The sequence below is a fragment of the Actinoplanes cyaneus genome (assembly GCF_016862095.1).
Taxonomy (GTDB): Bacteria; Actinomycetota; Actinomycetes; order Mycobacteriales; family Micromonosporaceae; genus Actinoplanes; species Actinoplanes cyaneus.
The window spans coordinates 162911-185421 of sequence record NZ_BOMH01000033.1; the positions used below are offsets into that span (position 1 = coordinate 162911).

Annotated in this window: 27 protein-coding genes; 7 read left to right on the forward strand and 20 right to left on the reverse strand. The window is 70.6% G+C overall.

Annotated elements, in window-relative coordinates:
• Positions 1 to 4: 4 nt before the first annotated feature.
• From Acy02nite_RS21940 to Acy02nite_RS21985, 10 genes are all read right to left on the reverse strand, one after another.
• Positions 5 to 424, reverse strand: a complete 420-nt coding sequence (locus Acy02nite_RS21940) for a macro domain-containing protein (RefSeq protein WP_203743380.1) — start codon at positions 422 to 424, stop codon at positions 5 to 7.
• Positions 351 to 1151 carry an EI24 domain-containing protein gene (locus Acy02nite_RS21945; RefSeq protein WP_425548241.1) on the reverse strand — a complete coding sequence of 267 codons (801 nt, stop codon included), beginning with the start codon at positions 1149 to 1151 and terminating at the stop codon, positions 351 to 353. Before Acy02nite_RS21945 ends, Acy02nite_RS21940 begins: the two co-directional genes overlap by 74 nt.
• 1142 nt (positions 1152 to 2293) lie before the next feature.
• Positions 2294 to 3178 (reverse strand): alpha/beta fold hydrolase, encoded by an 885-nt coding sequence (locus Acy02nite_RS21950; RefSeq protein WP_203743382.1) that lies wholly within the window; start codon positions 3176 to 3178, stop codon positions 2294 to 2296.
• Positions 3179 to 3271: 93 nt separating this feature from the next.
• Entirely contained in the window at positions 3272 to 3586 is a 315-nt protein-coding gene (locus Acy02nite_RS21955) for a DUF2516 family protein (RefSeq protein WP_203743384.1), read from the reverse strand.
• A gap of 67 nt (positions 3587 to 3653) precedes the next feature.
• A complete protein-coding gene (locus Acy02nite_RS21960; protein ID WP_203743386.1) occupies positions 3654 to 4151 on the reverse strand; it encodes a hypothetical protein in 498 nt (165 codons plus the stop codon).
• Positions 4148 to 4723 carry a helix-turn-helix domain-containing protein gene (locus Acy02nite_RS46600; RefSeq protein ID WP_239175070.1) on the reverse strand — a complete coding sequence of 192 codons (576 nt, stop codon included), beginning with the start codon at positions 4721 to 4723 and terminating at the stop codon, positions 4148 to 4150. Before Acy02nite_RS46600 ends, Acy02nite_RS21960 begins: the two co-directional genes overlap by 4 nt.
• 90 nt (positions 4724 to 4813) lie before the next feature.
• A complete protein-coding gene (locus Acy02nite_RS21970) occupies positions 4814 to 5725 on the reverse strand; it encodes an asparaginase (protein ID WP_203743388.1) in 912 nt (303 codons plus the stop codon).
• Positions 5726 to 5880: 155 nt separating this feature from the next.
• Positions 5881 to 6714, reverse strand: a complete 834-nt coding sequence (locus tag Acy02nite_RS21975; protein ID WP_425548242.1) for a beta-keto acid cleavage family enzyme — start codon at positions 6712 to 6714, stop codon at positions 5881 to 5883.
• Positions 6715 to 6803: 89 nt separating this feature from the next.
• Entirely contained in the window at positions 6804 to 7829 is a 1026-nt protein-coding gene (gene ygfZ, locus Acy02nite_RS21980; RefSeq protein ID WP_239175084.1) for a CAF17-like 4Fe-4S cluster assembly/insertion protein YgfZ, read from the reverse strand.
• 8 nt (positions 7830 to 7837) lie between these two features.
• Complete coding sequence (locus tag Acy02nite_RS21985) at positions 7838 to 8260, reverse strand: Fur family transcriptional regulator (protein ID WP_203743394.1); 423 nt, start codon at positions 8258 to 8260, stop codon at positions 7838 to 7840.
• 31 nt (positions 8261 to 8291) lie between these two features.
• Between Acy02nite_RS21985 and Acy02nite_RS21990 the strand changes: the two genes are divergently transcribed.
• Positions 8292 to 9023, forward strand: coding sequence for an aminotransferase class IV (locus Acy02nite_RS21990; protein WP_203743396.1), 732 nt, complete (start codon positions 8292 to 8294; stop codon positions 9021 to 9023).
• Here Acy02nite_RS21990 and Acy02nite_RS21995 read toward each other — a convergent pair.
• Together Acy02nite_RS21995 and mtfM are read right to left on the reverse strand one after the other, a co-directional pair.
• Positions 9020 to 9622 carry a heme-binding beta-barrel domain-containing protein gene (locus tag Acy02nite_RS21995; protein ID WP_203743398.1) on the reverse strand — a complete coding sequence of 201 codons (603 nt, stop codon included), beginning with the start codon at positions 9620 to 9622 and terminating at the stop codon, positions 9020 to 9022. The genes Acy02nite_RS21990 and Acy02nite_RS21995 overlap by 4 nt on opposite strands.
• Entirely contained in the window at positions 9619 to 9723 is a 105-nt protein-coding gene (gene mtfM / locus Acy02nite_RS47230; protein ID WP_267548402.1) for a small membrane protein MtfM, read from the reverse strand. The genes Acy02nite_RS21995 and mtfM overlap by 4 nt, the downstream gene beginning before the upstream one ends.
• A 14-nt stretch (positions 9724 to 9737) precedes the next feature.
• Between mtfM and Acy02nite_RS22000 the strand changes: the two genes are divergently transcribed.
• A complete protein-coding gene (locus tag Acy02nite_RS22000) occupies positions 9738 to 10112 on the forward strand; it encodes a DsrE family protein (protein WP_203743400.1) in 375 nt (124 codons plus the stop codon).
• On the opposite strand, the gene Acy02nite_RS22005 is transcribed toward Acy02nite_RS22000, so the two are convergent.
• From Acy02nite_RS22005 to Acy02nite_RS22015, 3 genes are all read right to left on the reverse strand, one after another.
• Complete coding sequence (locus Acy02nite_RS22005; protein ID WP_239175071.1) at positions 10106 to 10966, reverse strand: hypothetical protein; 861 nt, start codon at positions 10964 to 10966, stop codon at positions 10106 to 10108. The two genes, Acy02nite_RS22000 and Acy02nite_RS22005, sit on opposite strands and share 7 nt — an antisense overlap.
• A 51-nt stretch (positions 10967 to 11017) precedes the next feature.
• Positions 11018 to 11185: a hypothetical protein gene (locus Acy02nite_RS22010; protein WP_203743401.1), complete on the reverse strand. Its 168-nt coding sequence runs from the start codon at positions 11183 to 11185 to the stop codon at positions 11018 to 11020.
• A 74-nt stretch (positions 11186 to 11259) separates the two neighbouring features.
• Positions 11260 to 13278 (reverse strand): ATP-dependent DNA helicase, encoded by a 2019-nt coding sequence (locus Acy02nite_RS22015; protein ID WP_203743403.1) that lies wholly within the window; start codon positions 13276 to 13278, stop codon positions 11260 to 11262.
• Positions 13279 to 13333: 55 nt separating this feature from the next.
• On the opposite strand from Acy02nite_RS22015, the gene Acy02nite_RS22020 reads away from it, so the two are divergent.
• Complete coding sequence (locus Acy02nite_RS22020; RefSeq protein ID WP_203743405.1) at positions 13334 to 13840, forward strand: DUF402 domain-containing protein; 507 nt, start codon at positions 13334 to 13336, stop codon at positions 13838 to 13840.
• On the opposite strand, the gene sigJ is transcribed toward Acy02nite_RS22020, so the two are convergent.
• Entirely contained in the window at positions 13820 to 14704 is an 885-nt protein-coding gene (sigJ, locus tag Acy02nite_RS22025; protein WP_203743407.1) for an RNA polymerase sigma factor SigJ, read from the reverse strand. The genes Acy02nite_RS22020 and sigJ overlap by 21 nt on opposite strands.
• 97 nt (positions 14705 to 14801) lie before the next feature.
• Between sigJ and Acy02nite_RS22030 the strand changes: the two genes are divergently transcribed.
• From Acy02nite_RS22030 to Acy02nite_RS22040, 3 genes are all read left to right on the forward strand, one after another.
• Positions 14802 to 15698 carry a PI-PLC domain-containing protein gene (locus Acy02nite_RS22030; RefSeq protein ID WP_239175072.1) on the forward strand — a complete coding sequence of 299 codons (897 nt, stop codon included), beginning with the start codon at positions 14802 to 14804 and terminating at the stop codon, positions 15696 to 15698.
• Between the two features lie 68 nt (positions 15699 to 15766).
• The gene (locus Acy02nite_RS22035; RefSeq protein WP_203743409.1) at positions 15767 to 16393 is read left to right on the forward strand and encodes a DUF47 domain-containing protein; all 627 of its coding nucleotides are present in this window, start codon (positions 15767 to 15769) and stop codon (positions 16391 to 16393) included.
• A 2-nt stretch (positions 16394 to 16395) separates the two neighbouring features.
• On the forward strand, positions 16396 to 17403 hold the full coding sequence (locus tag Acy02nite_RS22040) for an inorganic phosphate transporter (RefSeq protein ID WP_203743411.1): 1008 nt from the start codon (positions 16396 to 16398) through the stop codon (positions 17401 to 17403).
• A 142-nt stretch (positions 17404 to 17545) separates the two neighbouring features.
• On the opposite strand, the gene Acy02nite_RS22045 is transcribed toward Acy02nite_RS22040, so the two are convergent.
• Positions 17546 to 18526 carry a Gfo/Idh/MocA family protein gene (locus tag Acy02nite_RS22045; RefSeq protein WP_203743413.1) on the reverse strand — a complete coding sequence of 327 codons (981 nt, stop codon included), beginning with the start codon at positions 18524 to 18526 and terminating at the stop codon, positions 17546 to 17548.
• 59 nt (positions 18527 to 18585) lie between these two features.
• Here Acy02nite_RS22045 and Acy02nite_RS22050 point away from each other — a divergent pair, with 59 nt between their 5' ends.
• Positions 18586 to 19356, forward strand: a complete 771-nt coding sequence (locus Acy02nite_RS22050) for an NUDIX hydrolase (RefSeq protein WP_203743454.1) — start codon at positions 18586 to 18588, stop codon at positions 19354 to 19356.
• A 209-nt stretch (positions 19357 to 19565) separates the two neighbouring features.
• Here Acy02nite_RS22050 and pstB read toward each other — a convergent pair whose 3' ends face one another.
• The 3 genes from pstB to pstC are packed head-to-tail and all read right to left on the reverse strand — an operon-like array spanning position 19566 to position 22508.
• On the reverse strand, positions 19566 to 20342 hold the full coding sequence (gene pstB / locus Acy02nite_RS22055; RefSeq protein ID WP_203743415.1) for a phosphate ABC transporter ATP-binding protein PstB: 777 nt from the start codon (positions 20340 to 20342) through the stop codon (positions 19566 to 19568).
• A gap of 13 nt (positions 20343 to 20355) precedes the next feature.
• Positions 20356 to 21405 carry a phosphate ABC transporter permease PstA gene (gene pstA / locus Acy02nite_RS22060; protein ID WP_239175086.1) on the reverse strand — a complete coding sequence of 350 codons (1050 nt, stop codon included), beginning with the start codon at positions 21403 to 21405 and terminating at the stop codon, positions 20356 to 20358.
• Positions 21406 to 21437: 32 nt separating this feature from the next.
• On the reverse strand, positions 21438 to 22508 hold the full coding sequence (gene pstC, locus Acy02nite_RS22065) for a phosphate ABC transporter permease subunit PstC (protein WP_203743419.1): 1071 nt from the start codon (positions 22506 to 22508) through the stop codon (positions 21438 to 21440).
• Between the last annotated feature and the right edge of the window lie 3 nt (positions 22509 to 22511).

Genomic DNA, 22511 nt, shown 5'->3' on the forward strand with positions numbered 1-22511 from the left:
CTTCCTAAACGCCTGCGACGGTACGGGCGGTGGCCGCGACCTCCGGCCCGAAGAGCACCAGATATGCCGTACGCAGATGGTCCGTCTCCGCCGTGCGCAGCACGGTCAGCGCCTGGCGGACCGCGTCGTCGACCGGCCAGCGGTAGATCCCGGCCGAGATCAGCGGAAAAGCGATCGTCTCGGCGCCCAGCCCGTCGGCCACCCGCAGCGAGTTCTGGTAACAGGCGCGCAGCAGCTCGGAACGGTCCTCGGTGGCGCTGTGCACCGGGCCGACCGTATGCACCACCCAGCACGCCGGAAGCCGGCCCGCCGTCGTGGACACCGCCTGGCCGATGGGGAGGCCGTGTCCTTCAGAGGGAGGCGACCGTGGTGATCGTGGTCGGTTTGCCCAGCACCCGGCGGGACAGCAGCGTCGCCCCGGCAATCGCGGCCGGCATCAGGAAGATCGCGCCGAGCGGGATCAGGAAAGCGCAGAAGACCGCGACGCCGAACCCGAGCGTGACCGGCACGTTCGCCGCGAGCACCACACGGCGGTGCCGCAGCCGCTGGCCGCGCCGCTGGAACGGCACCCCGGTCAGCTCCAGAGCCAGCAGCCAGCCACCGACCGCCGCCGCCAGCACCGGAATCACCGTCTGACCGACCACCGGCACGAACCCGAGCGCGAAAAGCGGGATGCCGGCCAGGATCGACAGGCCGATCAGCCGCAACGAGTCGGCCAGGCTGCGCCGCAACGAACTCCAGAAGCCGACCTCGACCGCCTCCGGGACACCGCCGAACCGGTCCTCGACCAGCTCGGAGATCCGCTCGTAGAACGGGTCGCCGATCAGCAGTGTCACCGCGGTGAAGGTCAGAATGCCCAGCAGCAGCGCCAGCCCGACCAGCCCGGCGCCGGCCAGCACCTCGACGAAGTCCCGCCAGAAGCCGGACCAGTCGCCGGCGAACCAGGTGACCTGCTCCGAGAGACTCGGCAGGAACCGGACCAGCAGGACCAGCCCGATCGTGTAGAGCACCCCCGCGATCAGCGCCGGGAGCAACCCCAGGCCCAGCAGGCGGGGACTGCGCAGCACCAGCCCCAGCCCGCGGCCGAGAAACCCGGCCCCGATGGCGAATTGACGAACGGCGGACAGCGGCCGATTCGGATCTTCCTTCACGTCCCGCGAGCTTAGTGGTGCCTGTCGCGTTTCTCTCGGCACGTGGCGGTGGTTCCACGCGTTGATCCCGCTGCCCGTGGTGAACGCTGCGCCCGTCGGGCCGGGTCGCCAGCCCGTCGGGCCGGGTCGCCGGCCGAAGATCGCAGGCTCAGGCCACTGCTGGCGACGACGCGCCGCCATGGCTCAGCTGGCACTCACGGCTGTTCCCCACCGCGAAACCAGCCACCAACACCAGCCGGCCGCACACAGCTGGCACTCACGGCTGCTCTCAGTCATCAGAACAGCCACCAACACCAGCCGACCGCAACAGCTGGCAGTTACGGCTGCCCCGGGGCACAAGCGACCTTCAATGCCGGCTCACTGTGCTCTGGCGGGAGACCGCTGGTATCGGGCCGCTGTTCCGATGCGGCGACCGGAATCGGACGTGGCGCGGGAGCCCGGCGGTCACCACAGCGCCGCCGCGAGGTCAGGATCCGGGGGCGGCACTGGACGAAGGCGCGGCGACGCTCGTACTCGGCGCGACACTGCCGGACGACGTCGGGGTCGGCTCCGGCGGACCGGTGATCTGCGTAGGCGTAGGCACCGGCGGCATGCTCAGGATCGGCGGCGGCGAGGACGAGGCCGCCGGCGCCGGGGGTGCCGAGGCAGCCACCGTGACGGTCTTGGTGAGCACCGTGCTGCTGACGACTACGACGGGGGCAGGGCCGTCACCGGCTGGGTGCCCGGCATATCCGGTGGATGGCTGCGTCCGGGCCGGTGCCACACCGAGGCCGTCACTGCCGCCGGCGCCGCCGGTCTCCGCGGCTGCCGTGGAGCTGACGACGGGTGTGCCCAGCGCCCAGCCGACCACCACAGCGAAGGGCAATCCGATCGCCACAACGCCGATGAAAACGGATTTAGGGGACAAGCGCACGTGGGAACATCGCTCAGGAGCGGGAAAAGTTACGGTTTCCCGACATAAAAACCCGAAAAGCTGCCATAGCGAACGAAGCCAACATACCGATCCTCAGGGACAAAAGCCGCCATCTACCAGACAGTACCCACCCTCCCAGGGGGGCCACCTCCACGCCGAGAATTGTTGCCCGGACGTCGAAGATCATGCCGGTGGCCTGTGGACAACCCGCCACTGTGGATAACCCGTCCTACCCGTTCAGGAAGGTGGAGACTCGATCGCGAAGGTCGTTGCGGTTGGTCCACAGGACTGCAGGGAGGTCGTAGATGTGCAGGTCCGCATCGAGCAGCTCGGCGAGCCGCTCAGCCCAGCCGGCCGGGTGGATCTCGTCGTCCCGGCAGCCCAGGATCAGGGCCCGGCCACGGAATGCCCTGAGCGCCGATTCGTCCGGCACGGCGGGGGCGGTCCACAGGGTGGCCAGTTCGGGGGCGAGGCCGTGGCGCTGCAGTTGTTCGACGCGCTGACGCAGGTGACTCCAGCCGGCCGGGGTGTTGCGGACCGATGGGGGCATCTCGGCCTCGACCGCGTCGGCGATCATCGCGGCCTCACCGGATTCGACCGAGGCGAGCAGGCGGTCCAAGCGCCGGGCGGCGGCTTCGGAGCGACGGCCGTCGAGCGGAGCGGGGAGGTAGAGGACGACTTTGTCGAAGCGGTCCGGCGTGTCGGCGAGCAGGCGGCACAGCGCGCCGGCGCCCATGCTGACGCCGACGGCCCGGGTGGCGCCGGCCAGGTCGGCCACGCCGCGCAGGTCGGCGGCCAGGTCGGCGAAGCTCCACGGGCCAGGTGGCGCGTCGGAGCGGCCATGCCCGCGGAACTGGAAGAACGTCCGGCGGCCGGCCACCGCGCTGCCGAGTGGGCGGGTGCCGGCGATGTCCCCGGCAAGCCCGTGGGCGAAGACGGTCATGGGTTCGCCGGCGCCGGTGGTGAGCTGCTCGAGGCGTACGCCGGAGGGAAGGGTGACCATCTCGGTCGCCGGGCCCGGCAGCGTGGGGCGGCCGGATCGCGGGCCGGTCCGATCGACGCGCTGAAGGCGGGGCCCGCCGTCGGGCGGTGGCGGACCGAAGCGTTTCCTCAACTCAGGCCCGGCCCGACGAAGTTGCTGTGATCAACCCCGGCGGCATTGCCGGAACCCGGCCGGGCAGGACGCCGGCGACCGGATCGGGAGGGATCACCAGAAGCCCTTGCCGTCGGCGATGTCACGCAGGCCGGGCCGCACATCGAACAGGTAGATCATCGCGGCCGCGATGCCGATCAGGCCGAAGATGCCGAGCGCGGACCGCCCGGCGAACGTCAGAAGGCCGCACACGCCGAGGATCACCGCCCACGCGCCCTTGGGCAGGGTGCCGAGGGCCTGGAAGGCCGACCCGCGCTGGGTGAGGCAGTGGACGAACGCGATGACTTCCAGAATCAGGGCAAGAAGGAGGATCAACTGCTCGACATAGAACCGGACGTCGTCGAAGAAGATCGGCGCGGAGAGAGCCATGCCGGGAAGTCTATGCCGAGGGCCCCGGCAACGCCGGGGCCCTCGGATCATGTCGCACGCCGGATGATTACTCGGCCGGCTTCGGGGCCGGGGCGGCCTTGGCACGCTTACGCGGCTTCGGCGTGGCCTCGGCGGACTCGACGGCCTTGGCCTCGGTGACGGTGGCCTGGACGGCCTTCGGCGCCTCGGTGGCCTCGATGTCGGCGTTCACCACCTCGGCGGACTCGACGATGCCGGTACCGACGACCTTCTCGCCGCGGGCGACGAGGGCGGTGTAGGCCGCAACGGCCCGCTCCTGCGCGATCTGCGCGAACGCGGTGGCCGCGGTCTGCGCGTTGGTGCGCAGCGCGTCGAAGTCGGTGTCGGTGGCCTTCTTCTGCAGCTCACCGGCCTTCTTCTGCAGCTCGCCGGCCTGCACGTTGGCAGTCCGCAGCGAGGCGACGGCGCGGTCGCTGAGCTCGGTGAGCACGGCCGGCAGCTTGCGCAGCTGCTGGTACGCCAGGTCACCGGCGCCGGCAGCGGCGTACAGCGGGGTCGGGATCTTGGTCTTGGTCTGCTCGGTCATTTCGTCTCCTCGGCGATCGGGGTGGTCCGGGGCACGCCGCTCTCTTGCGCGAGGACGGCCTGTTTCACGAGGTCTTCCTCGTCGGAGGGCTCCACGGCGGGCGCGGACTCCCCGGAAGCGGGGTGTCCAGGAGCGGACTCCCCAGCGACGGGGTGCCCGAAAGCGGACTCCCCAGCGGCGGGGTCTCCCACAGCGGGCTCCTCAGAAGCGGGTTCCTCAACAACAGCGTTCCGCGCGTTCTCGTTGCGGAACGTCTCGTAGATCTGCGACAGGGACTGCTTCTGCGCGATCGTGAGCTCCGGGTCGACCGCGATGGCTGCCAGCACACCTTGCTGGCCCTCGCCATCGAGCAGTCCGGCCCGCAGATACATCGCGGGCGTCGACACACGCAAGGCGCTGGCGATCTGCTGCAGCACCTCGGCGCTCGGCTTGCGCAGGCCACGCTCGATCTGGCTGAGGTAGGGGTTGCTCACCCCGGCCTTGTCGGCGAGCTGCCGCAGCGAGATCTTCGCGGTCTGCCGGAGGTCGCGGATGAAGGTTCCGATGTCCTGCGGCAGGTCCTTGTTGGCCATGTCCCCAAGCTAGCCTGGCCTGCTAGCTGTTGCAAGCAATTCGCTTGCAACAGCTAGCGTGAGACGAGTCACCCGTAGGGGACAACCCGGTCACCAGACGGAACGGACCTCACCGACCACGCGGCCGCCGCCGAGCACCACCTCGTCCAGCACCGGTGGCGTCACGCCGAGCCGCCGCAGCGCCGCCAGCAGCACCGGGACCCGCGCCCGGGCCGCGCCGTCGGAGATCTTCACGGCGATCCCGGCGGTGCCCGGCACGGCCGCCGCGACCACGCCGTCCGCGCCGCGCTTGACCAGCAGGCCCGGCACCGCGCGCATCAGGATCGTGTCCGCCGACTCGGTGCCGGCGACCAGCTCCGGGTGAGCGCGCATGGCATCCGCGACCTGCCGTTCCGGCCTGCCCGGCTCGGCGTCGACGAGCCGCAGGAAGGCCCGGGCCAGCGCGGCCGGCGAGACGGCCAGCACCGGCGCGCCGCAGCCGTCCACGCCGGCGGCGGCGATCGGCTCACCGGCGAGCTCACTCACCGCGTCGGTGAGCGCCAGTTGCAGCGGATGCTTCGGATCGAGGTACGTCTCCAGGTCCCACCCGTTCGCCACGCAGGTCGCCAGCATCCCGGCGTGCTTGCCGGAGCAGTTCATCAGGATCGGTGCCGCCTCGCCGCCGCTCCGCAGGTACGCATTCCGCGTCGCGTCACCGAACGGCAGGTCGGCCGGGCAGCGCAACGCCTCGGGGCCGAGCCCGGCCGCGGCCAGGATCGCGGTGACCCGTTCCAGATGGAACGGCTCGCCGTCGTGACTGGCACTGATCAGGGCGAGGTCGGCAGCCTCGCGCGGCACCAGGCCGCTGCGGAGCATGCCGACAGTCTGCAGCGGCTTGCTCGACGAACGGGGGAAGAACGGGCTGTCCACCTCCCCGACGCCGGGCCGGTCCGTCAGCGCGACGACCCCGTGGTGGACGCTCTCCACGAAACCGGAACGGACCACTTCCGCGACGATGCTCATGACATCCCCTCTGCTGCGCTGCGGCGCCACGACAAGACGATGCTCATGACATCCCCTCTGCTGCGCTCCGGCGCCACGACAAGACGATGCTCACGACGCCACCTCCGCCGCGCACCGGCGCCACGACGACGGGGCGACTGAACTCACCAGCTCGCTCATCGGGCCGGCACCCCCAGCAGCTCGCGCGCCTGCCCCGGGCTCAGCGGCGGGCGCTCGGCCAGCCGGGCGAAGGCGACCGCACGCGCCACGAGCTGCATGTTCGACTCGACGGGGCGGCCCTTCGCGTACGTGATGGTGTCCTCCATGCCGACCCGCAGGTGACCGCCGGCCGACAGCGAGGCCAGGATCACCGGGATCGTGCTGCGCCCGATGCCGGTCGCCGAGAACGTGGTGCCGGCCGGCAGGTCACGGATCACCTGCTCGCAGGCGACGAGCGCGGCCGCGGTGCCGGGCATCCCACCGGGCACGCCCATCACCAGGTCGACGTGCACGTGCCCGCCGAACGGCAGCCCGTGCTTGCTCAGGAGCCGCTGCAGGGTGGTGAGCTGGCCGAGGTCGAAGATCTCGTATTCGGGGACGATGCCGCGTTCCTGCATGCGGGTGTGCAGGTCGACGATGAAGTCCCAGCGGTTCATGAAGACGTCGTCACCGAAGTTGACGGTGCCCATCGTGCACGAGGCCATCTCCGGCGCGGCGTCGAGCACCGCCAGCCGGTCGGTCTCCGGGTCGGTCACCGCGCCGCCCGAGGAGAGCTGCACGATCAGGCCGGTCGACTCGCGCAGCGCGGCCACCGTCGCGCGCAGCCGGCCCTGGTCGAGGGTCGGCCGGGCGGCGGCGTCCCGGATGTGCACGTGGATGATCGAGGCGCCGAGCGCCTCACACTCTTTAGCAGTCGAGACCAGCTCGTCCAGGGTCACTGGCAGAGCCGGCACGTCCGCCTTGCTGCTCTCCGCGCCGGTCGGGGCGACGGTGATCAAGGTCCCGGTCATGCCGGTCATCCTGCCACCGCGCCCGCAGACCCCGAAACAAAATCAAGAGCCGCCCGGCGCGTACGAACGAAGCAGCGGCCACCACGTCCTCAGGCGTCGATCGCGGCCGCCGACTCCCCCACCATGAGACGCGCGTCGTCAGCCACGTTCCGCTTGATCACGGCGAGCGCGACCATCCCCAGCTCGTGGTGGCGCACCGCGGTCCCGACGAAGCCCACCGCCCGCCCGTCCAGCTCGACGGGCGTGCCCTGCGCCGGCGGGTGATCGGTGGCAATCCCGTCGAGGTGCAGCAGGACCAGGCGCCGCGGCGGCCGGCCCAGGTGGTGCACCCGGGCGACCGTCTCCTGGCCGCGGTAGCAGCCCTTGTCCAGGTGGACCGCCGTGGCCTGGAGTTCCGCCTCGGCGGGGATCGTCTTGTGGTCGGTCTCGTGACCGAGCCGCGGGGTCCTCGCCGCGACCCGGATCGCCTCGAACGCCCACAGGCCGGCCCTGGGCACGCCGAGCTTCTCGATCACCGAGGTCTTCGCGTGCCGCGGGACCAGCAGGTCGACGCCGTGCGGGACGCGGCGAGCCAGGCCACCCTCGAACGGCCGTACCGCATAGATCGCGGTGGCCTCGGGCGGCACGGACCCGGCGGCGAACTTGGGGCCCGGCACCGCGCCGACCCGGGGTTCCGCGAGGTCGGGGAAGAGATCCGCGGCGGCCGGGCCGACCAGCGACAGGACCGCGATCTCGGACGTGGCGTCACGCGGGTCGACCTGCGTGAAGAACCGCATCATCTCAAGGTACTTCAGGAGCCCGGCGCCGGCGCCCGGCTCGGTGTCCAACCAGGCCGTCGTCCCGTCCTCGGTGACGAACGCGTGCTGCTCGACATGCCCGTGCGGCGAGAGGACCAGCAGCTCACTGCCCTGATTCGCGGAGATGTCCGACAGGTGCTGGGTGGTCAGCGTGTGCAGCCAGCTCGCACGTTCCGGGCCGGGCACGGCGATGACGTCCCGGTTCGACCGGTCGACCAGGCCGACCGCGGTCTCCAGGAGCCGCTGCTCCTTCATCGGGTCACCGAAGTGGGCCGGCACCCCGGCATCGGCGGAACTGGGGTCGAGATCCTCGACCATGACGACTGTCACTCCGACTCCTTGCACTTGCCACAGACCCCGAACAGGGAGACGTGTCCCACATCGACGCGGAAGTCCCGCTCGTCGAGCAGTTGGTCGCAGACCGGGCGCAGCACCGCCGGGTCCATCTCCTCGATCGAGCCGCAGGAGCGGCAGACGAGGTGCACGTGCTGGTGCTCACCGGCCGCGTGATAGGTCGGCGAGCCGTGCGAGAGATGGGTGTGGTTGACCAGGCCGAGCTCTTCCAGCAGCTCGAGCGTCCGGTACACAGTGGTGATGTTGACTCCGGCGACCCGCTCGCGGACCGCGTTGTGCACCGACTCGGGCGTCGCATGGCCGAGCTCGTGCACCGCTTCCAGGATCAGCTGGCGCTGCGGGGTGAGCCGCAGACCGCGCTCTCGGAGCATGGCGGCAAGCGAAGTGGCGGACACCCCACGAGCATAGTTCGCTAGTTTCACGTTGATGAACGAGCGAATCGTGGTGTCCCCGGGAGACCTGATGGGGGACGGGGTGTTCGAGACGCTGCATCTGCGGCCGTCGGGGCCCTGGCTCCTCCAGGAGCACCTTGACCGGCTGGCCAGGTCGGCCGCGCTGCTCGACATGCCGCCACCGGATCCCGACGTCTCCGGTCTGTCGGCTTCCGACGGCGCCCTGCGCATCATCTACACCCGGAATCTGCTGCATGTCGGCGTCTCGGAGATCCCCGAACCGGTGCTCCGGCAGCGCCGGGACGGCATCCGCGTGCTCAGCGCCGACCTCGGTGTCGCCGCCGGGAGACGTCCGCCGTGGTCGCTGTCCGCCGCCAAGTCACTGTCCTACGCGAACAACTTCGCGGCGCGGCGCTGGGCGGCACGGCAGCACGCCGACGACGTCGTCTGGCTCTCCCTCGAGGGGTACGTCCTGGAGGGGCCGACCGCGTCGATCGTCTGGCTCGCCGGGGACGAGCTGGGGACCGTCCCGTGGGAGGAGGCCGCCATCCTGCCCGGCATCACCGCCGCGCATCTGCTGTCCCTGGCGCCGTCGGCGGGCCTGCGCCCGGTCCAGCGGATGATCACGCTGCCGGAGCTGGCCGCGGCCGACGCGATCTGGTTCTCGTCGTCGCTGCGCGGGCTGGCTGAGGTGGTCTCGCTGGACGGGGAGCCACGGACGCGCTCGCCGTGGACACCCCGTCTGCTGGACCTGCTGGGTTACTAACCGCCGATGCGGAGCAGGCGCGCCGACATGTGCGGGGTCAGCCCACTGTTGTCGATCGAGATCTCGTGCGCGTAGAGCAGCGCCCCCTCGACGATCCCGAAGAGCCGATGCCCGCCGGTCACGTGCAGGCCGGTGGCCGTGTACGCCACCGCGTCCGTCCCCATCTCCAGCCGCGTCCCGGCGGCCTTGCCCAGGTAGAGCTCGGCGACGCCGTCCGGCCGGATCATCGTCGCCTCCATCTCGTCACCGGGCCGGCCGTCGACCAGCACCGGCCGCCAGAAGCCGGACTCGGTCAGCGCCTGCCCGAGCGGCTGCGACTCGTCGTCGAGCAGCCAGGCCCGCGACTCGAAGCGCAGGAAGTCCCGCCCGTCGTGGCTGATCCGGATCTCCTGGGCGAAGTTGAAGTCCTCCTCCGCCGGGAAACCACCCTGGCCACGGCCCCGCCACAGCCCGATGAACGGCAGCAGCCCCAGCAACGAGGGGTGCAGGTCAGGGCCGACCCGCAGGTCGTGGGTGTCCTCGTAGGGATAGTCGCCGACCGGCGGGGCGTTCAGCCACGGCGGCGGGCCCAGTGGGTTTTCCGTCTCGCCGTTACTCACCAGCGCCCCCTCGAAATACGCATTGCCAAATAGCCGAAACCGCCCGCCAGCGCGCCTATCCCGGCGACCAGCAGGCTCACGAACCCGATCTCCGTAACCATGACCGGCCCATCTTATGCTGGCCGGTATGGCACGTTTGCTGGTCGTCAAGGCCACCGCCGGCGCCGACGCCCCGGAACGCTGCAACCAGGCGTTCAACGTCGCGACAACGGCCGCGACCGCCGGGGTCGACGTGTCGTTCTGGCTGACCGGCGAGTCCACGTGGTTCGCCCTGCCGGGCCGCGCCGCCGGGTTCACCCTGCCGCATGCCGCGCCGCTGCCCGACCTCATCGAGGTGCTGCTGGAGGCCGGCCGGATCACTGCGTGCACCCAGTGCGCCGCCCGCCGCGACATCGGCCCCGCAGACGTCATCCCCGGCATCCGCATCGCCGGCGCCGCCGTCTTCGTCGAGGAGATCATGACCGAGGGCGCGCAGGCCCTCGTCTACTGACCGCAGGTCGTCGTCACGCTGAGCCGCAAATTTTCCCCGTTGTCATCGACAACGACGAAGACCGGCCCCTGCGCGTACGCCCATCCGCCCGCCTGTGACCACACCGGCGTAACGCCCGCCGGCACTCCGCGTGGCCCGTCCCCGCTCCTGCCGGCGGTCGCCTGATAGGTCGCCGCCGTGCCGCCTCCGGGACATGCCACCGCCTCCGTGGTCACCGCGGCGCCGGCCGGCCCGCCGAGGGCCGCCAGCGTCTCGCCCAGCACCGCCGGAGCCGCGCCCGGCGCCGGATCACTCCCACCCGCGGTCGTCCCCGGCCGGCACCCGGTGCCCGCCGACAGCACCAGAACCTGATCGTCGGGCTGTGCCTCGCCGTCGATCGCGATGAAGTTCCCCGCGTCGGCGTAGAAGGACAGCCTCGTGGCGACCCTCGTCGCCAGCACACTGGCGTGGAAGTCACCCGGAAGCGCGGCCGCGACCTGGTCGAACGCTGCCTTGGCCTGGCCTTGCGGCACGTAGAGGACGACGTCGCGGCTCCCCTGGACCCCGGGCCGCACCGGCGTCAGCGAGCAGCTCTCACTCCGGACCTCCCCCAACCGCACCGCCCACGGCACCGGACCGCCCCGTGCGGCGGCGTTCTCGGCCGCCGTCAGCAGCACTCCGGCCGCTTCTCGCAGGGAGGGCATGGCCTGCTCGATGCTGCGCTGCTCGGGCACGGTCGCCGGATCGTTCCGGATCGACCACCACGAGATCAGCGCCAGCACCACGATCCAGGCGCCGACCACAGCACCGACCCACCGTCGGCGCCGCTTCGGAGCGGACGCGGGCGGCCCCACATACCCAACCCCCAGTGTCACGGCAGCCATGGTGACACGCCCGTCACATCCGCCACTCCGGTCCCGCTCACCTCAGAGGTCGAGTGCCGACCTCAGCGCCATGTCGATCACCTCGACGCTCGCCGCGCTCAGCGCACAGGCTCGCGAGGTCAGCTGGCTCTTGTGCAACTCTCCGACCCGGGGAATCTGGGCCACCCCCGAAGTCTCGCCGTCGGCACTGGAGACCGTCGGCAACTGCACCCGCGACAACCCTCGATGTCATCCCCGAGAAGTGACTGTCTGGCATTCCGGCGTCGGAACGGCAGCGAGCAGCTTCACTCGGTGGCACCCAGGCGCTTCAGGGCGCCCAGCGCCACGTCCGGATTCGTCGTGTACCAGAACGGGGGCAGCGAGTTCCGCAGGAACGTGCCGTAACCCCGGGCGGTCTCCAGCCGCGAGTCGAGGACGGCGACCACGCCCTTGTCACCGGTCGACCGGATCAGCCGGCCCACGCCCTGGGCCAGGCGGACCGCGGCGATCGGCACGCTGACCGCGGCGAATCCGGAGCCGCCGGTCGCGTCCACCGCCGCCGAGCGGGCCGCGGCGAGCGGCTCGTCGGGGCGCGGGAACGGCAGCCGGTCGATCACCACGAGCTGGCACGAGTCGCCGGGGACGTCGACGCCCTGCCACAGCGACATCACGCCGAACAGGCAGCTCGACTTCTCCTCCCGGAACTTGCGGACCAGGATCGGCAGCGTCTCGTCGCCCTGCAGCAGGATCGGCAGGTCGGTCTTGGCGCGCAGCAGCTCGGCCGCCTGGCTGGCCGCCTTGCGGGAGGAGAAGAGCCCGAGCGTGCGCCCGCCGAGCGACTCGACCAGCCGCAGCAGCTCCTGCCCGGCGGCGTCGGGCAGCCCGGAGGCCGCCGGCCGGGGCAGGTGCGCCGCGACGTACAGAATGCCCTGTTTGGGGTAGTCGAACGGGGAGCCGACGTCCAGCGACGTCCAGCCCTCGCCCTTGCTGTCGGTGCTGGAGACGGGCAGGCCGAGCGACCGGGCGACGGTGTCGAACCGGCCGCCCAGGGTCAGCGTCGCCGAGGCGGCCACCACGGTCCGGTCCTCGTAGAGGGCCTGCGACAACGTCCCGGCGACCGAGAGGGGCGCCACCACGAGCGCTCGCCGACCGGCGCCGAGCTCCGATTTCTCCACCCAGGCGACGTCGAACGAGTCCTCCTCCAGCAGCCGCTGCGCCGTCGCCGAGAGCTCGTCGAGAACCGCTTTGGCCTGCTGTTTCCGTACCGGATCGGGGTCGTCGCCCTTGACGTCGCCGATCGCGGTGAGGCCGGCCCGCGTCGCCGACTCCAGCAGGGTGACGGCCTGGCGCAGCGCGTCGGGCAGACCGTTGGTGAGCCGCCCGGCCGGCACGTCGGCGAGACCGACGGTGAGCGCGTCGGCGGCCTCGGCCAGCGTCTCGGCGGCGGCCTGCGGGATCAGCGTGCGCGCGCGGCGGCCGGCCCGCTCGATCGCGTCCGGCGTGAGCTCGGCCTGGGACGCCGACGAGACCCGCTCGGCGAGCTCGTGCGCCTCGTCGACGACGAGCAGCTTGTGCGGCGGGATGATGTGCCGCTCGGCGAGCATGTCGACGGCGAGCAGGCTGTGGTTGGTGACGACGATGTCGGCCTCCCGGGCGCGCACCCGGGACGCCTCGGCGAAGCATTCCTGACCGTAGGGGCAGCGCGCCGCGCCGACACAATCGCGCGCCGGCATGGAGACCGAGCGCCAGGCCGCGTCCTCCACGCCGGGGTCGAGCTCGTCGCGGTCGCCGGTCTGCGTCTTCTCGGCCCAGTTGCGGATCCGCACGACCTGCTTGCCGAGCCGCCCGGCCTCGCCCAGCCACTGGCCGGCCTTGGGCGTCGCGGGCGCGTCGTCGAAGAGCGTGTCGGTCGGCGCCTGCTCGTCGACGTGCTCGAGCTTGGCCATGCAGAGGTAGTGGTGGCGGCCCTTGAGCACGGCGAAGGTGGGCCTGCGCCCCAGCACTGGCTCGACCGCCGTGGCGAGCCGGGGCAGGTCGTGCTCGACCAGCTGGTTCTGCAGGGCGAGGGTGGCCGTGGAGACCACCACCGGGCCCTCGACGAGCAGGGCGGGGGTGAGGTATCCCAAGCTCTTGCCGGTGCCCGTGCCGGCCTGCACGAGCAGGTGCTCACGGTCCTTGATGGCCTTGTCGATCGCCGCGACCATGGCCTGCTGACCAGGGCGTGCGGAGCCGCCGGGGACGGCGCCGACCGCGGCAGCAAGGAGTTGCTCGGCGGTCGCCTTCTTCCTCGATGAACGAGCGGGCTTCTGGGTAGCTGCGGGCACGCAGGAACCGTACCCGCCACCACCGACATATCCGGGTCACCGTTAGGGTGCACCCATGCCGAGCGAGATGGTCCGGGTCATCTACACGAAGTACGACGGATCGGCTCATCGTGATTATCCGGCCCGTCGTCTGGCCGAGGACGACCTGGGCATCTGGGTCGGCGTGACGCAGGGCACGGCCTCGGTCTACCACGGCCGCCCGTCCGTCGAGCAGATCCCGTTCGTGCTGCTGGTGCCCCATCACGCGTGGTGGACCGGGATGTTCAACCCGCCGCCGCGGACCAGTGAGGTCTACTGCGACATCACCACCCCGGCGCGCTGGGAGGGTGACACGGTGCACATCATCGACCTCGACCTGGACGTGGTGCGGCGCCGCGAGACGGGTCTGGTCGAGCTGCGCGACGAGGACGAGTTCGAGGAGCACCGGGTCCGGTTCGGCTACCCGCAGGATCTGGTCGTCGAGGCGAACGCGGCTGCCGAGTTGCTGATGGGCCGGCTGGGCGACGGCACCGAGCCGTTCGCCACGCACTACCGCAAGCACCTATCCGAGGTCACCCAGTAACACCTTCTCCGGGTTCTGCTGCACGAAGAGGCCGGTGATCCGCCCGTCCTCGACGGCCGCGGTGAGCACCGAGAGCACCGGCGAGCCGTCCGGCCAGACGCCGCGCACCAGCACCCCGGCGTCGCCCTCGACCAGCACCGGCTCGACGGTGAGATCGCGCACCTCGTCCATCCGGCGGCTGATCAGGCCGTGGAAGAAGCGGGCCACCTTCTCCCAGCCGTGAACCGGCCGCAGCGCCGCGCGCACCACTCCGCCGCCGTCGCTGATCGCCACCACGTCAGGGGCCAGGACCGCGGCGAGGGCACGGACATCGCCGCTCTGCGCCGCGACCAGGAACGCCGACAGCACCCGGCGCTGCTCGGCCACTCCCGCCGAGTGCCGGATCCCGCCCTCGGCCGCCGCCTTGCGCCCGCGCGACGCGTGCTGCCGGGCCGCCGCGGGTGTCGTGTCGAGCACCGCGGCCACCTCCTCGAACGGCACGCCGAACGCGTCGTGCAGCACGAACGCGACCCTCTGCTCCGGGGTGAGCCGTTCCAGGACCACGAGCAGGGCGATGCCGACCTGGTCGGAGCGTTCGGCGGAGAGGGCCGGGTCAGCGTCCGGGTCGACGGCGAACGCGGGCAGCCACTCGCCGGTGTAGGACGTACGCCGTACGCGGGCGGAAGTCAGCTGGTCGAGACAGATGCGGGCGGTGACCGTGGTCAGCCAGCCGCGCACGTCGCGGATCTCCTCGGCCTGCGCGAAACGCAGCCACGCCTCCTGGACGGCGTCCTCGGCCTCGGACCGGTTGCCCAGCATCCGGAAGGCGACGGCCGTCAAATGGGACCGGTGGGCCTCGAACTCGCTCGCGGCTGACGACGGCATGGGGCAATTCTGCGCGGGATGCCGGGGCTCGGGTAGCACCTGTGCCAGAGTATAAAACGGATTTTCTGCTCAATTGGGGTGATGCACCGTGCAGGACATGGCAACTCTCGCTGGCAGTCTGGCCGGTCTCGCCGGCGCGGGCGGGGCCATGTCGATCGCCCTGGCACGCCGGTCGCGGGCCAGCCTGCCCGAGGGGCACGCGCTGGTCGGGGACCGGCTCGCCGACCCGCTGCCGACGGTGCTGCGGCTCGGGCTGGGCGGGATGACGGTACGGGTCGTCCCCGGCCCGCACGGCGAGCTCTTCCTCGGACCCGGCGGCCCGCAGCCCGGCCGCACCCTGCGCCGGCTCGTCCTGGCGCCGCTGTTCACCCGCGCGCAGGCCACCGGCGGCCGGCTCTGGAACGACCAGCGGATGCCGTTCCAGCTGGTCGTCGAGTTCGCCGGGGCGAACCGGGACCCCGAGTCGCTGCTGCGCGCCTATCGGATGCTCGACCAGCAGTTGCGCGACCACGCGCCGCTGCTCAGCCGGTACTCCGGGGGCGAGCTGACGCCGGGCGTGGTCACCGTGACGGTGGCCGGCATCGTCGACGCCCGGGACCTGCTCGCCGCCCAGCCGGTGCGGTTCGCGTTCACCGAGGCCGGCTTCGACGAGCTGGGCTCCGCGTCCGCCCCGGTGGAGCTGGCGCCGGTGCTCAGCGAGGCGTGGGCGCACCGGTTCGGCTGGGACGGCCGGGAGCCGATCGCGGCTGAGGAACGGCACCTGCTGCACGCGCTGGTGCGGGCGGCCCACGACGAGGGACGCGCGGTGCGGATGAGCGGCCTGCCGGAAGGCGGCCGGCGCGCCCGGGCAGCGGTCTGGGCGGAGCTGTGGTCGGCCGGCGTGGACGTGATCGCCGACACCGACCTCCACGGTCTGGGCAAGTACCTGCGCGGTTCCCACCTGCCCGGACGCGCGACACTCACGAAACGGTTTAGCACCGTGTCCGAGGGGTGAACTCAGGTGGACCGCTAGCATGCGGGTCGGAGATCAAACGCCCACGCCCGTCGATCGAGGTCCGCACCGTGAAGTTTTCCTTCCGCCCCGTCGAGGGCGTTTTCTACGATCTCTTCACCAGGGCCTCGTACAACCTGGTGAAGGGCACCGAGATGCTCAACGAGCTCGCGCTGCCCGGGGTGGACGTCCAGTCGGTCAGTGAACGGCTGAGCGACCTGGAGCACGACAGCGACGCGATCACCCACGAGCTGTACAAGAAGATCAACTCCACCTTCATCACCCCGTTCGACAGGGCCGACATCTACTCGCTCGGCTCCCAGCTCGACGACGTCATGGACCACCTCGAAGCGGTCGGCAACCTGCTCTACCTGTACGGGCTGACCGAGCTGCCGTCACTGCCGCGCGAGATGCACGAGCTGTTCACCGTCCTCGACCAGCAGGCGAAGATCACCGCCGAGGCGATGCCCCGGCTGCGGTCGATGAAGGGTCTCGAGGAGTACTGGATCGAGATCAACCGCCTGGAGAACGACGGCGACCGCTCCTACCGGATGCTGCTGGTCCGGCTCTTCTCCGGGGAGTACGACGCGCTGACCGTCCTCAAGATGAAGGAGGTCGCCGACGAGCTGGAGGCGGCCTGCGACGCGTTCGAGCACGTGGCGAACACCGTCGAGACCATCGCGGTCAAGGAGTCCTGAGGTTGTCCCCGGAACTCGTCGCCGTCCTGGCGGTGATCATCGCCGCGATGGTGTTCGACTACACCAACGGCTTCCACGACGCCGCCAACGCGATCGCGACCAGTGTCAGCACCCGCGCCCTCACCCCGCGGGTGGCGCTGGGGATGGCGGCGGTCGGCAACTTCATCGGGGCCCACCTCGGCACGAAGGTGGCCCAGACGGTCGGTGAGGGCCTGGTCCACCTGCCGACCGGCATCCCGAGCCTGGGGATCGTCTTCGCCGGCGTGCTCGGCGCGATCTCGTGGAATCTGATCACCTGGTACTTCGGGCTTCCGTCGAGCTCGTCGCACGCGCTCTTCGGCGGGCTGGTCGGCGCCACGCTCTTCGCCGGCATCGGTAGCGTCCAGTGGGCCAACATCGCGCAGAAGGTCCTGCTCCCGATGGTCCTGTCCCCCGTCGTGGGGCTGATCCTTGGGTTCGTCGCGATGGTCGCGCTGATGTGGACCTTCCGGCGCGGGCACCCCGGCCGGCTCAACCGCGGTTTCCGCTACGCCCAGACGGTCTCGGCCGCCGCGATGGCGATCGGTCACGGCACCCAGGACGCGGCGAAGACGATGGGCATCGTGGTCCTCGCCCTCTACACCGGTGGCTACCAGAGCGACACGACGCACATCCCGCAGTGGGTCTACTGGGCGTCGGCGACGATGCTGGCGGCGGGCACGTACACCGGGGGCTGGCGCATCATCCGTACCCTCGGCCGCAAGATCATCGACCTGGGCCCGGCCGAGGGATTCGCCGCGGAGGTGGTGGCCAGCTCGGTGCTGTACTTCAACGCCTGGGTCCTGCACGCCCCGATCTCGACGACCCACACGATCACGTCGGCGATCATGGGCGTCGGCGCGACGAAACGCCTGAGCGCGGTCCGCTGGAACGTCGCCGGCAACATCATCATCGCCTGGATCACCACGTTCCCCGCCGCGGCCCTGATCGCCTGCCTGCTCTACTTCGTCACCCGCCCGTTCTTCACCTGACAGACCCCTCCCGCGTACGCCGTGAGTCCGCCCGGCTCCTCGGCCGCCCCGAGGGTCCCGCCGACGCGAGCACCGGCGGGTCAGGCGGGCCACGCGACTCACCCTCTTCAGCTGGTTCTGACGGGAGGAGCGAGCCGGCGGATCACTGGTAGTAGACGCCGATCTGTTCCCGGATGGAGTCCAGCAGGTTCATGACCTCGAGGGTGGTGGTCTGCGGGATCAGCGAGCTCTCCAACTCGCCGGCGGCCAGGCAGCGCTGCACCTCGGCGGCCTCGAACTGGTAACCGCTGCCGGGGAACTCGAACTCGAACGTCTCCGGCGCCTTGTTCGGGCGGCTCAGCGTGAACGAGCGCGGCACCATGAAGCCCGGCGGGATGTCGATCCGGCCGTCGGTGCCGGTGATCGACGCGGCGTTACGGCTGGCGCCGTTGATGCTGCAGGTCAGAGCGGCGACCGCGCCGGACTGCCAGCCGAGGAGGATGCCGGTGTGCTCATCGACGCGCTCCGGGGTCAGGTGGGCCCACGCCTGCACGGAGATGGGCAGCCCCAGAAACAGATGCGCCAGATGGATCGGGTAGACGCCCAGGTCCAGCAGCGCGCCGCCACCCAGCGCGGGGGCACGCAGGCGATGCTCGGCGGCGAACGGCCCCTGCAGCCCGAAGTCGGCGTGGATCGAGCTGACCCAGCCGATCGCGCCCTCGTCGACGAGCTCGGCGGCCTTGCGGATGGCCGGGTTGCAGCGCATCCACATCGCTTCCATGAGGAAGACGCCGCGGGCCCGGGCGGCCTCGACCAGCTGGGCGGCGGCCGGCAGATCGAGGGTGATCGGCTTCTCGACGAGCACGTGCTTGCCGGCTTCGATGCACAGCAGGGCGACGTCGCGGTGGTAGGCGTGCGGGGTGGCGATGTAGATGACGTCGACGTCGGGGTCGGCGGCCAGGGCGGCGTAGGAGCCGTGCGCGCGGGCGAACCCGTGCTTCTCGGCGAAGGCGTCGGCGGTCGCCTGGTCGCGCGAGCCGACAGCGGCCAGCTCGGCGCCCGGCACCAGGGGCAGGTCGGCGGCGAAGGTCGCGGCGATCCCGCCGAGCCCGAGAATTCCCCAGCGAACGTTCTGTCCGGTCATGATCGATACCGTATCGGCTGCGGGCTCCGTGGTGGCAGGATCGGGCGGTGACCGAGCCGATGCCGCTTCCCCCCGCGATGATCAAGAGGGCCCGGGAATTCACCGGTCCGCCGGCGCCGGCCCGCCCGGCCGCCACTGTGGTCCTGCTCCGACCGGCCGAACCCCGATTCCAGGTGTACGTGTTGCGCCGCATGACGTCGATGGCCTTCGGCGGCGTCTACGCGTTCCCCGGCGGCGCCGTCGACCCGTCGGATCGCCCGGAGACCCTGCGCGACGACTGGGCGGCTCGGCTCGGCGTGCCCGAGGAACAGGCCCGGGCGGTGGTCGGTGCGGCCGCGCGTGAGCTGTTCGAGGAGGCCGGGATCGTGCTGGCCGGCCCGGCCACGGAACCGGATCGCACCGTGGCCGACGCGGACGACCCGGCGTGGGAGTCGGACCGGGCCGCCGTGCTGCGCCGCGAGCTGACCATGGCTGACCTGCTGGAACGCCGTGGGCTGCGGTTGCGCGACGACCTGCTGCTGCCGTGGGCCCGGTGGATCACGCCGGAGTTCGAGCCGAAGCGGTTCGACACGTGGTTTTTCGCGGCGCTGCTGCCGGAGTCGCAGGAAGCCCGGGACGTCTCCGGCGAGGCCGACCGGACCGCGTGGATCGACCCGCTGGACTCGGCGGAACTGCCGATGCTGCCGCCGACCCGGCACACGCTGAACCAGATCGCCGCCGCCGGCACGATCCCGGGCGTGGTGGCCGCCTCGGAGCACCGGGACGCCGCCAACCCGGTGACGCCCCGGATCGAGGTCGGGCCGGATGGTACCGCGACGTTCGCCCTGTAGACCGTTTTCCACAGCGACCGGTTGTCCACAGCCCGCCCACGTGATCTTGCCGATTGCCGGGACAATGGTCGGTGGGCGGCCTGCCCCCGGTTGGGGTGGGGCCTGAGCAAAGACCAAAGGCGCCGATTTCCCCGTACGAGGAGATCGGCGCCCTTGATCTTCACCTGCTCAACCAGCACGCATAGCGAAGCGAGGCCATCAAACCCAGCTCAGCCGAAGCGGCCGGTGATGTAGTCCTCGGTCTTCTTCTGCGACGGGTTGCTGAAGATCTTCTGCGTGTCGTCGTACTCGATGAGGCGGCCGGGCTCGCCGGTCTTGTCGATCGAGAAGAAGCCGGTCTTGTCACTGACCCGGGCGGCCTGCTGCATGTTGTGCGTGACGATGATGATCGTGAAGCGGTCCTTCAGCTTGAACATCAGGTCCTCGATCGCCAGCGTCGAGATCGGGTCGAGCGCGGAGCACGGCTCGTCCATCAGCACGACCTGCGGCTCGACCGCGATGGTGCGGGCGATGCAGAGACGCTGCTGCTGACCACCGGAGAGGCCGGCGCCCGGGCGGTCGAGCCGGTCCTTGACCTCGTCCCACAGGTTCGCGGAGCGCAGCGACTTCTCGGCGGCGTCGTCCAGCAGGGACTTCTTCTTGACGCCGTTGAGCTTGAGGCCGGCGACCGCGTTCTCGTAGATCGACATGGTCGGGAACGGGTTGGGCCGCTGGAAGACCATGCCGATCATGCGACGTACGGCCGTGATGTCCACGTCCGGGTCGTAGATGTTCTGGTCGTCGATGGTGAGGCGGCCCTCGATCCGCGCGTTCGGCAGGACCTCGTGCATGCGGTTGATCGACCGGAGGAAGGTCGACTTGCCGCAGCCGGAGGGACCGATGAGCGCGGTGATCGTCTTCGGCTCGACGGTCATCGAGACGTTGTCGATCGCCTTGAAGGAGCCGTAGTAGGAGGAGACGTTGCTCGCCTCGATGCGCTTGGCCATGGGAGAACCTTCTTTACCGGGTCAACTTGTTGCGACGGGCGAGCAGCTTGGCGGCGATGGTCAGGATCAGGACGAGCGCCACCAGGGTGAGCGCGGCCGTCCAGGCCCGGGCCGGCGCGTACTTCGAGGCGTCAGCGGCCTGCTGGTACACGTAGAGCGCCAGCGAGGACTGACCGCCGCTGAACGGGTCGAAGTTGATCCGCGAGAGACCACCCGCGACCAGGAGCACCGGGGCCGTCTCGCCGGCCGCGCGGGCGATGGCGAGCATGACGCCGGTGACGATGCCGGGCGCCGCGGTGGGCAGGACGACGTTCAGGATCGTCTTCCACTGCGGGACGCCCAGCGCGTACGCGCCCTCCCGGAGCGGCCCCGGCACCAGCCGCAGCATCTCCTCGGTGGAGCGCACGATCGTCGGGAGCATCAGCACGGTCAGCGCGAGCGAGGCCGCGAAGCCCGAGTACTGCGGGTTGCCGTCGTTGAACCACTTGCTGACGACCAGGACCCAGAAGGAGAGGACGAACAGGCCGGCGACGATCGACGGGATACCGGTCATGACGTCGACGAAGAAGCGGATCGTGGTGGCGAACTTGCCACGCCCGTACTCCGTCAGGTAGATCGCGCCGAGCACGCCGAGCGGCACCGCGATCAGGGTGGCGATGCCGACCTGCTCCAGGGTGCCGATGATCGCATGGTAGGCGCCACCGTTCGCGTCGCGGGCGCCGATGTTCGCCATCGAGCTGCCGAAGAAGTCACCGTCGAGCCGCTCGGCGCCCTTGGAGATCAGCGTCCAGACGACCGAGGCCAGCGGCAGGACGGCCAGCAGGCAGGCGGTGTAGATGGCGGTCTGCCACATCCGGTTGCGGGCGGCGCGCTTGCCCTCCACGCGACCGGCGACGAAGTTGAGGCCGGCCAGGTAGAGCACGCCACCGAGCACGACGACCAGCACCCAGTTGCCGATGCCGGTGGAGAGCACCACGACGGCCGCCACCACGAACGCGACCACCGCGACGAGGATGTTCTGGACCAGCGGGAACTTCTTGCTGCGGATGTTGTCCGGGGTCATCACGACCTCGGGCATCTCTTGATCCAAAAGGCTCATGCGGCACTGTCCCGGAACTCGCGGCGGCGGTAGATGATGGCCCGCGCCGTCATGTTGACGATCAGGGTGATCGCGAACAGCACGAGACCGGAGGCGATCAGCGCGCCGCGACCGGTGTCGTTCGCCTCGTTGAACGAGTTGGCGATGTTCGCGGCGATCGAGTTACCACCGGTCTGGATCAGGTTGAACGAGATCTCCCAGGTGATGCCGAGCGTCAGGGCGAGCGCGATGGTCTCGCCGAGGGCGCGGCCCAGGCCGAGCATGACCGCGGCGATCACCCCGGGCTTGCCGTAGGGCAGCACCGCGGTGCGGATCATCTCCCACTTGGTCGCGCCGAGGGCCAGCGCGGCTTCCTCGTTCATGCCCGGGGTCTGCTGGAAGACCTCGCGGGACAGGGAGGTGACGATCGGCAGCACCATGATCGCGAGGACCAGGCCACCGAGCATCAGCGACTGGCCGAACGGCCCGTCGCCCCCGAAGATCGGGATCCATCCGAAGTAGTGGTTGAGCCAGACCGAGAAGTCTCGGACCGGCTCCTGGAACAGGTCGCGACCCCAGAGACCGAAGACCACACTGGGCACCGCCGCGAGCAGGTCGATCACGAAGCCCAGCGGCGTGGCCAGCCGGCGCGGCGCGTAGTGCGACAGGAAGAGGGCGATCCCGATCGCGATCGGCACCGCCACGACCAGGGCGATGATCGACGTCAGCACCGTGCCGAGGGCCAGGACGGCGATGCCGAAGGCCGGGGTCGCCTCGTTCGGGCTCCACCGGTTGTAGGTCAGGAAGTTCTCGTGGTCGGCCTGGATGGCCGGGACCGCCTTCGAGATCAGGAAGATGGCGATCGCGACGATGATGACCAGCACCATCGCACCGGCAGAGGTGGATAGACCGCGGAAGCCGGTCTCCATCGAGAACCTGGACTTCTTGGGCAGGGCACCGCCCCCGCCGATCGGGGGCTCTTCGTGACTGCTCGGGGATACGCCGGAACCGGCGCCCCGGGCGTGACGAGGTGTCACGTCCAGGTCGCCGGCGGTGTGATTCCCCGAGCGGGAGGGGTTGTCACCCATCTA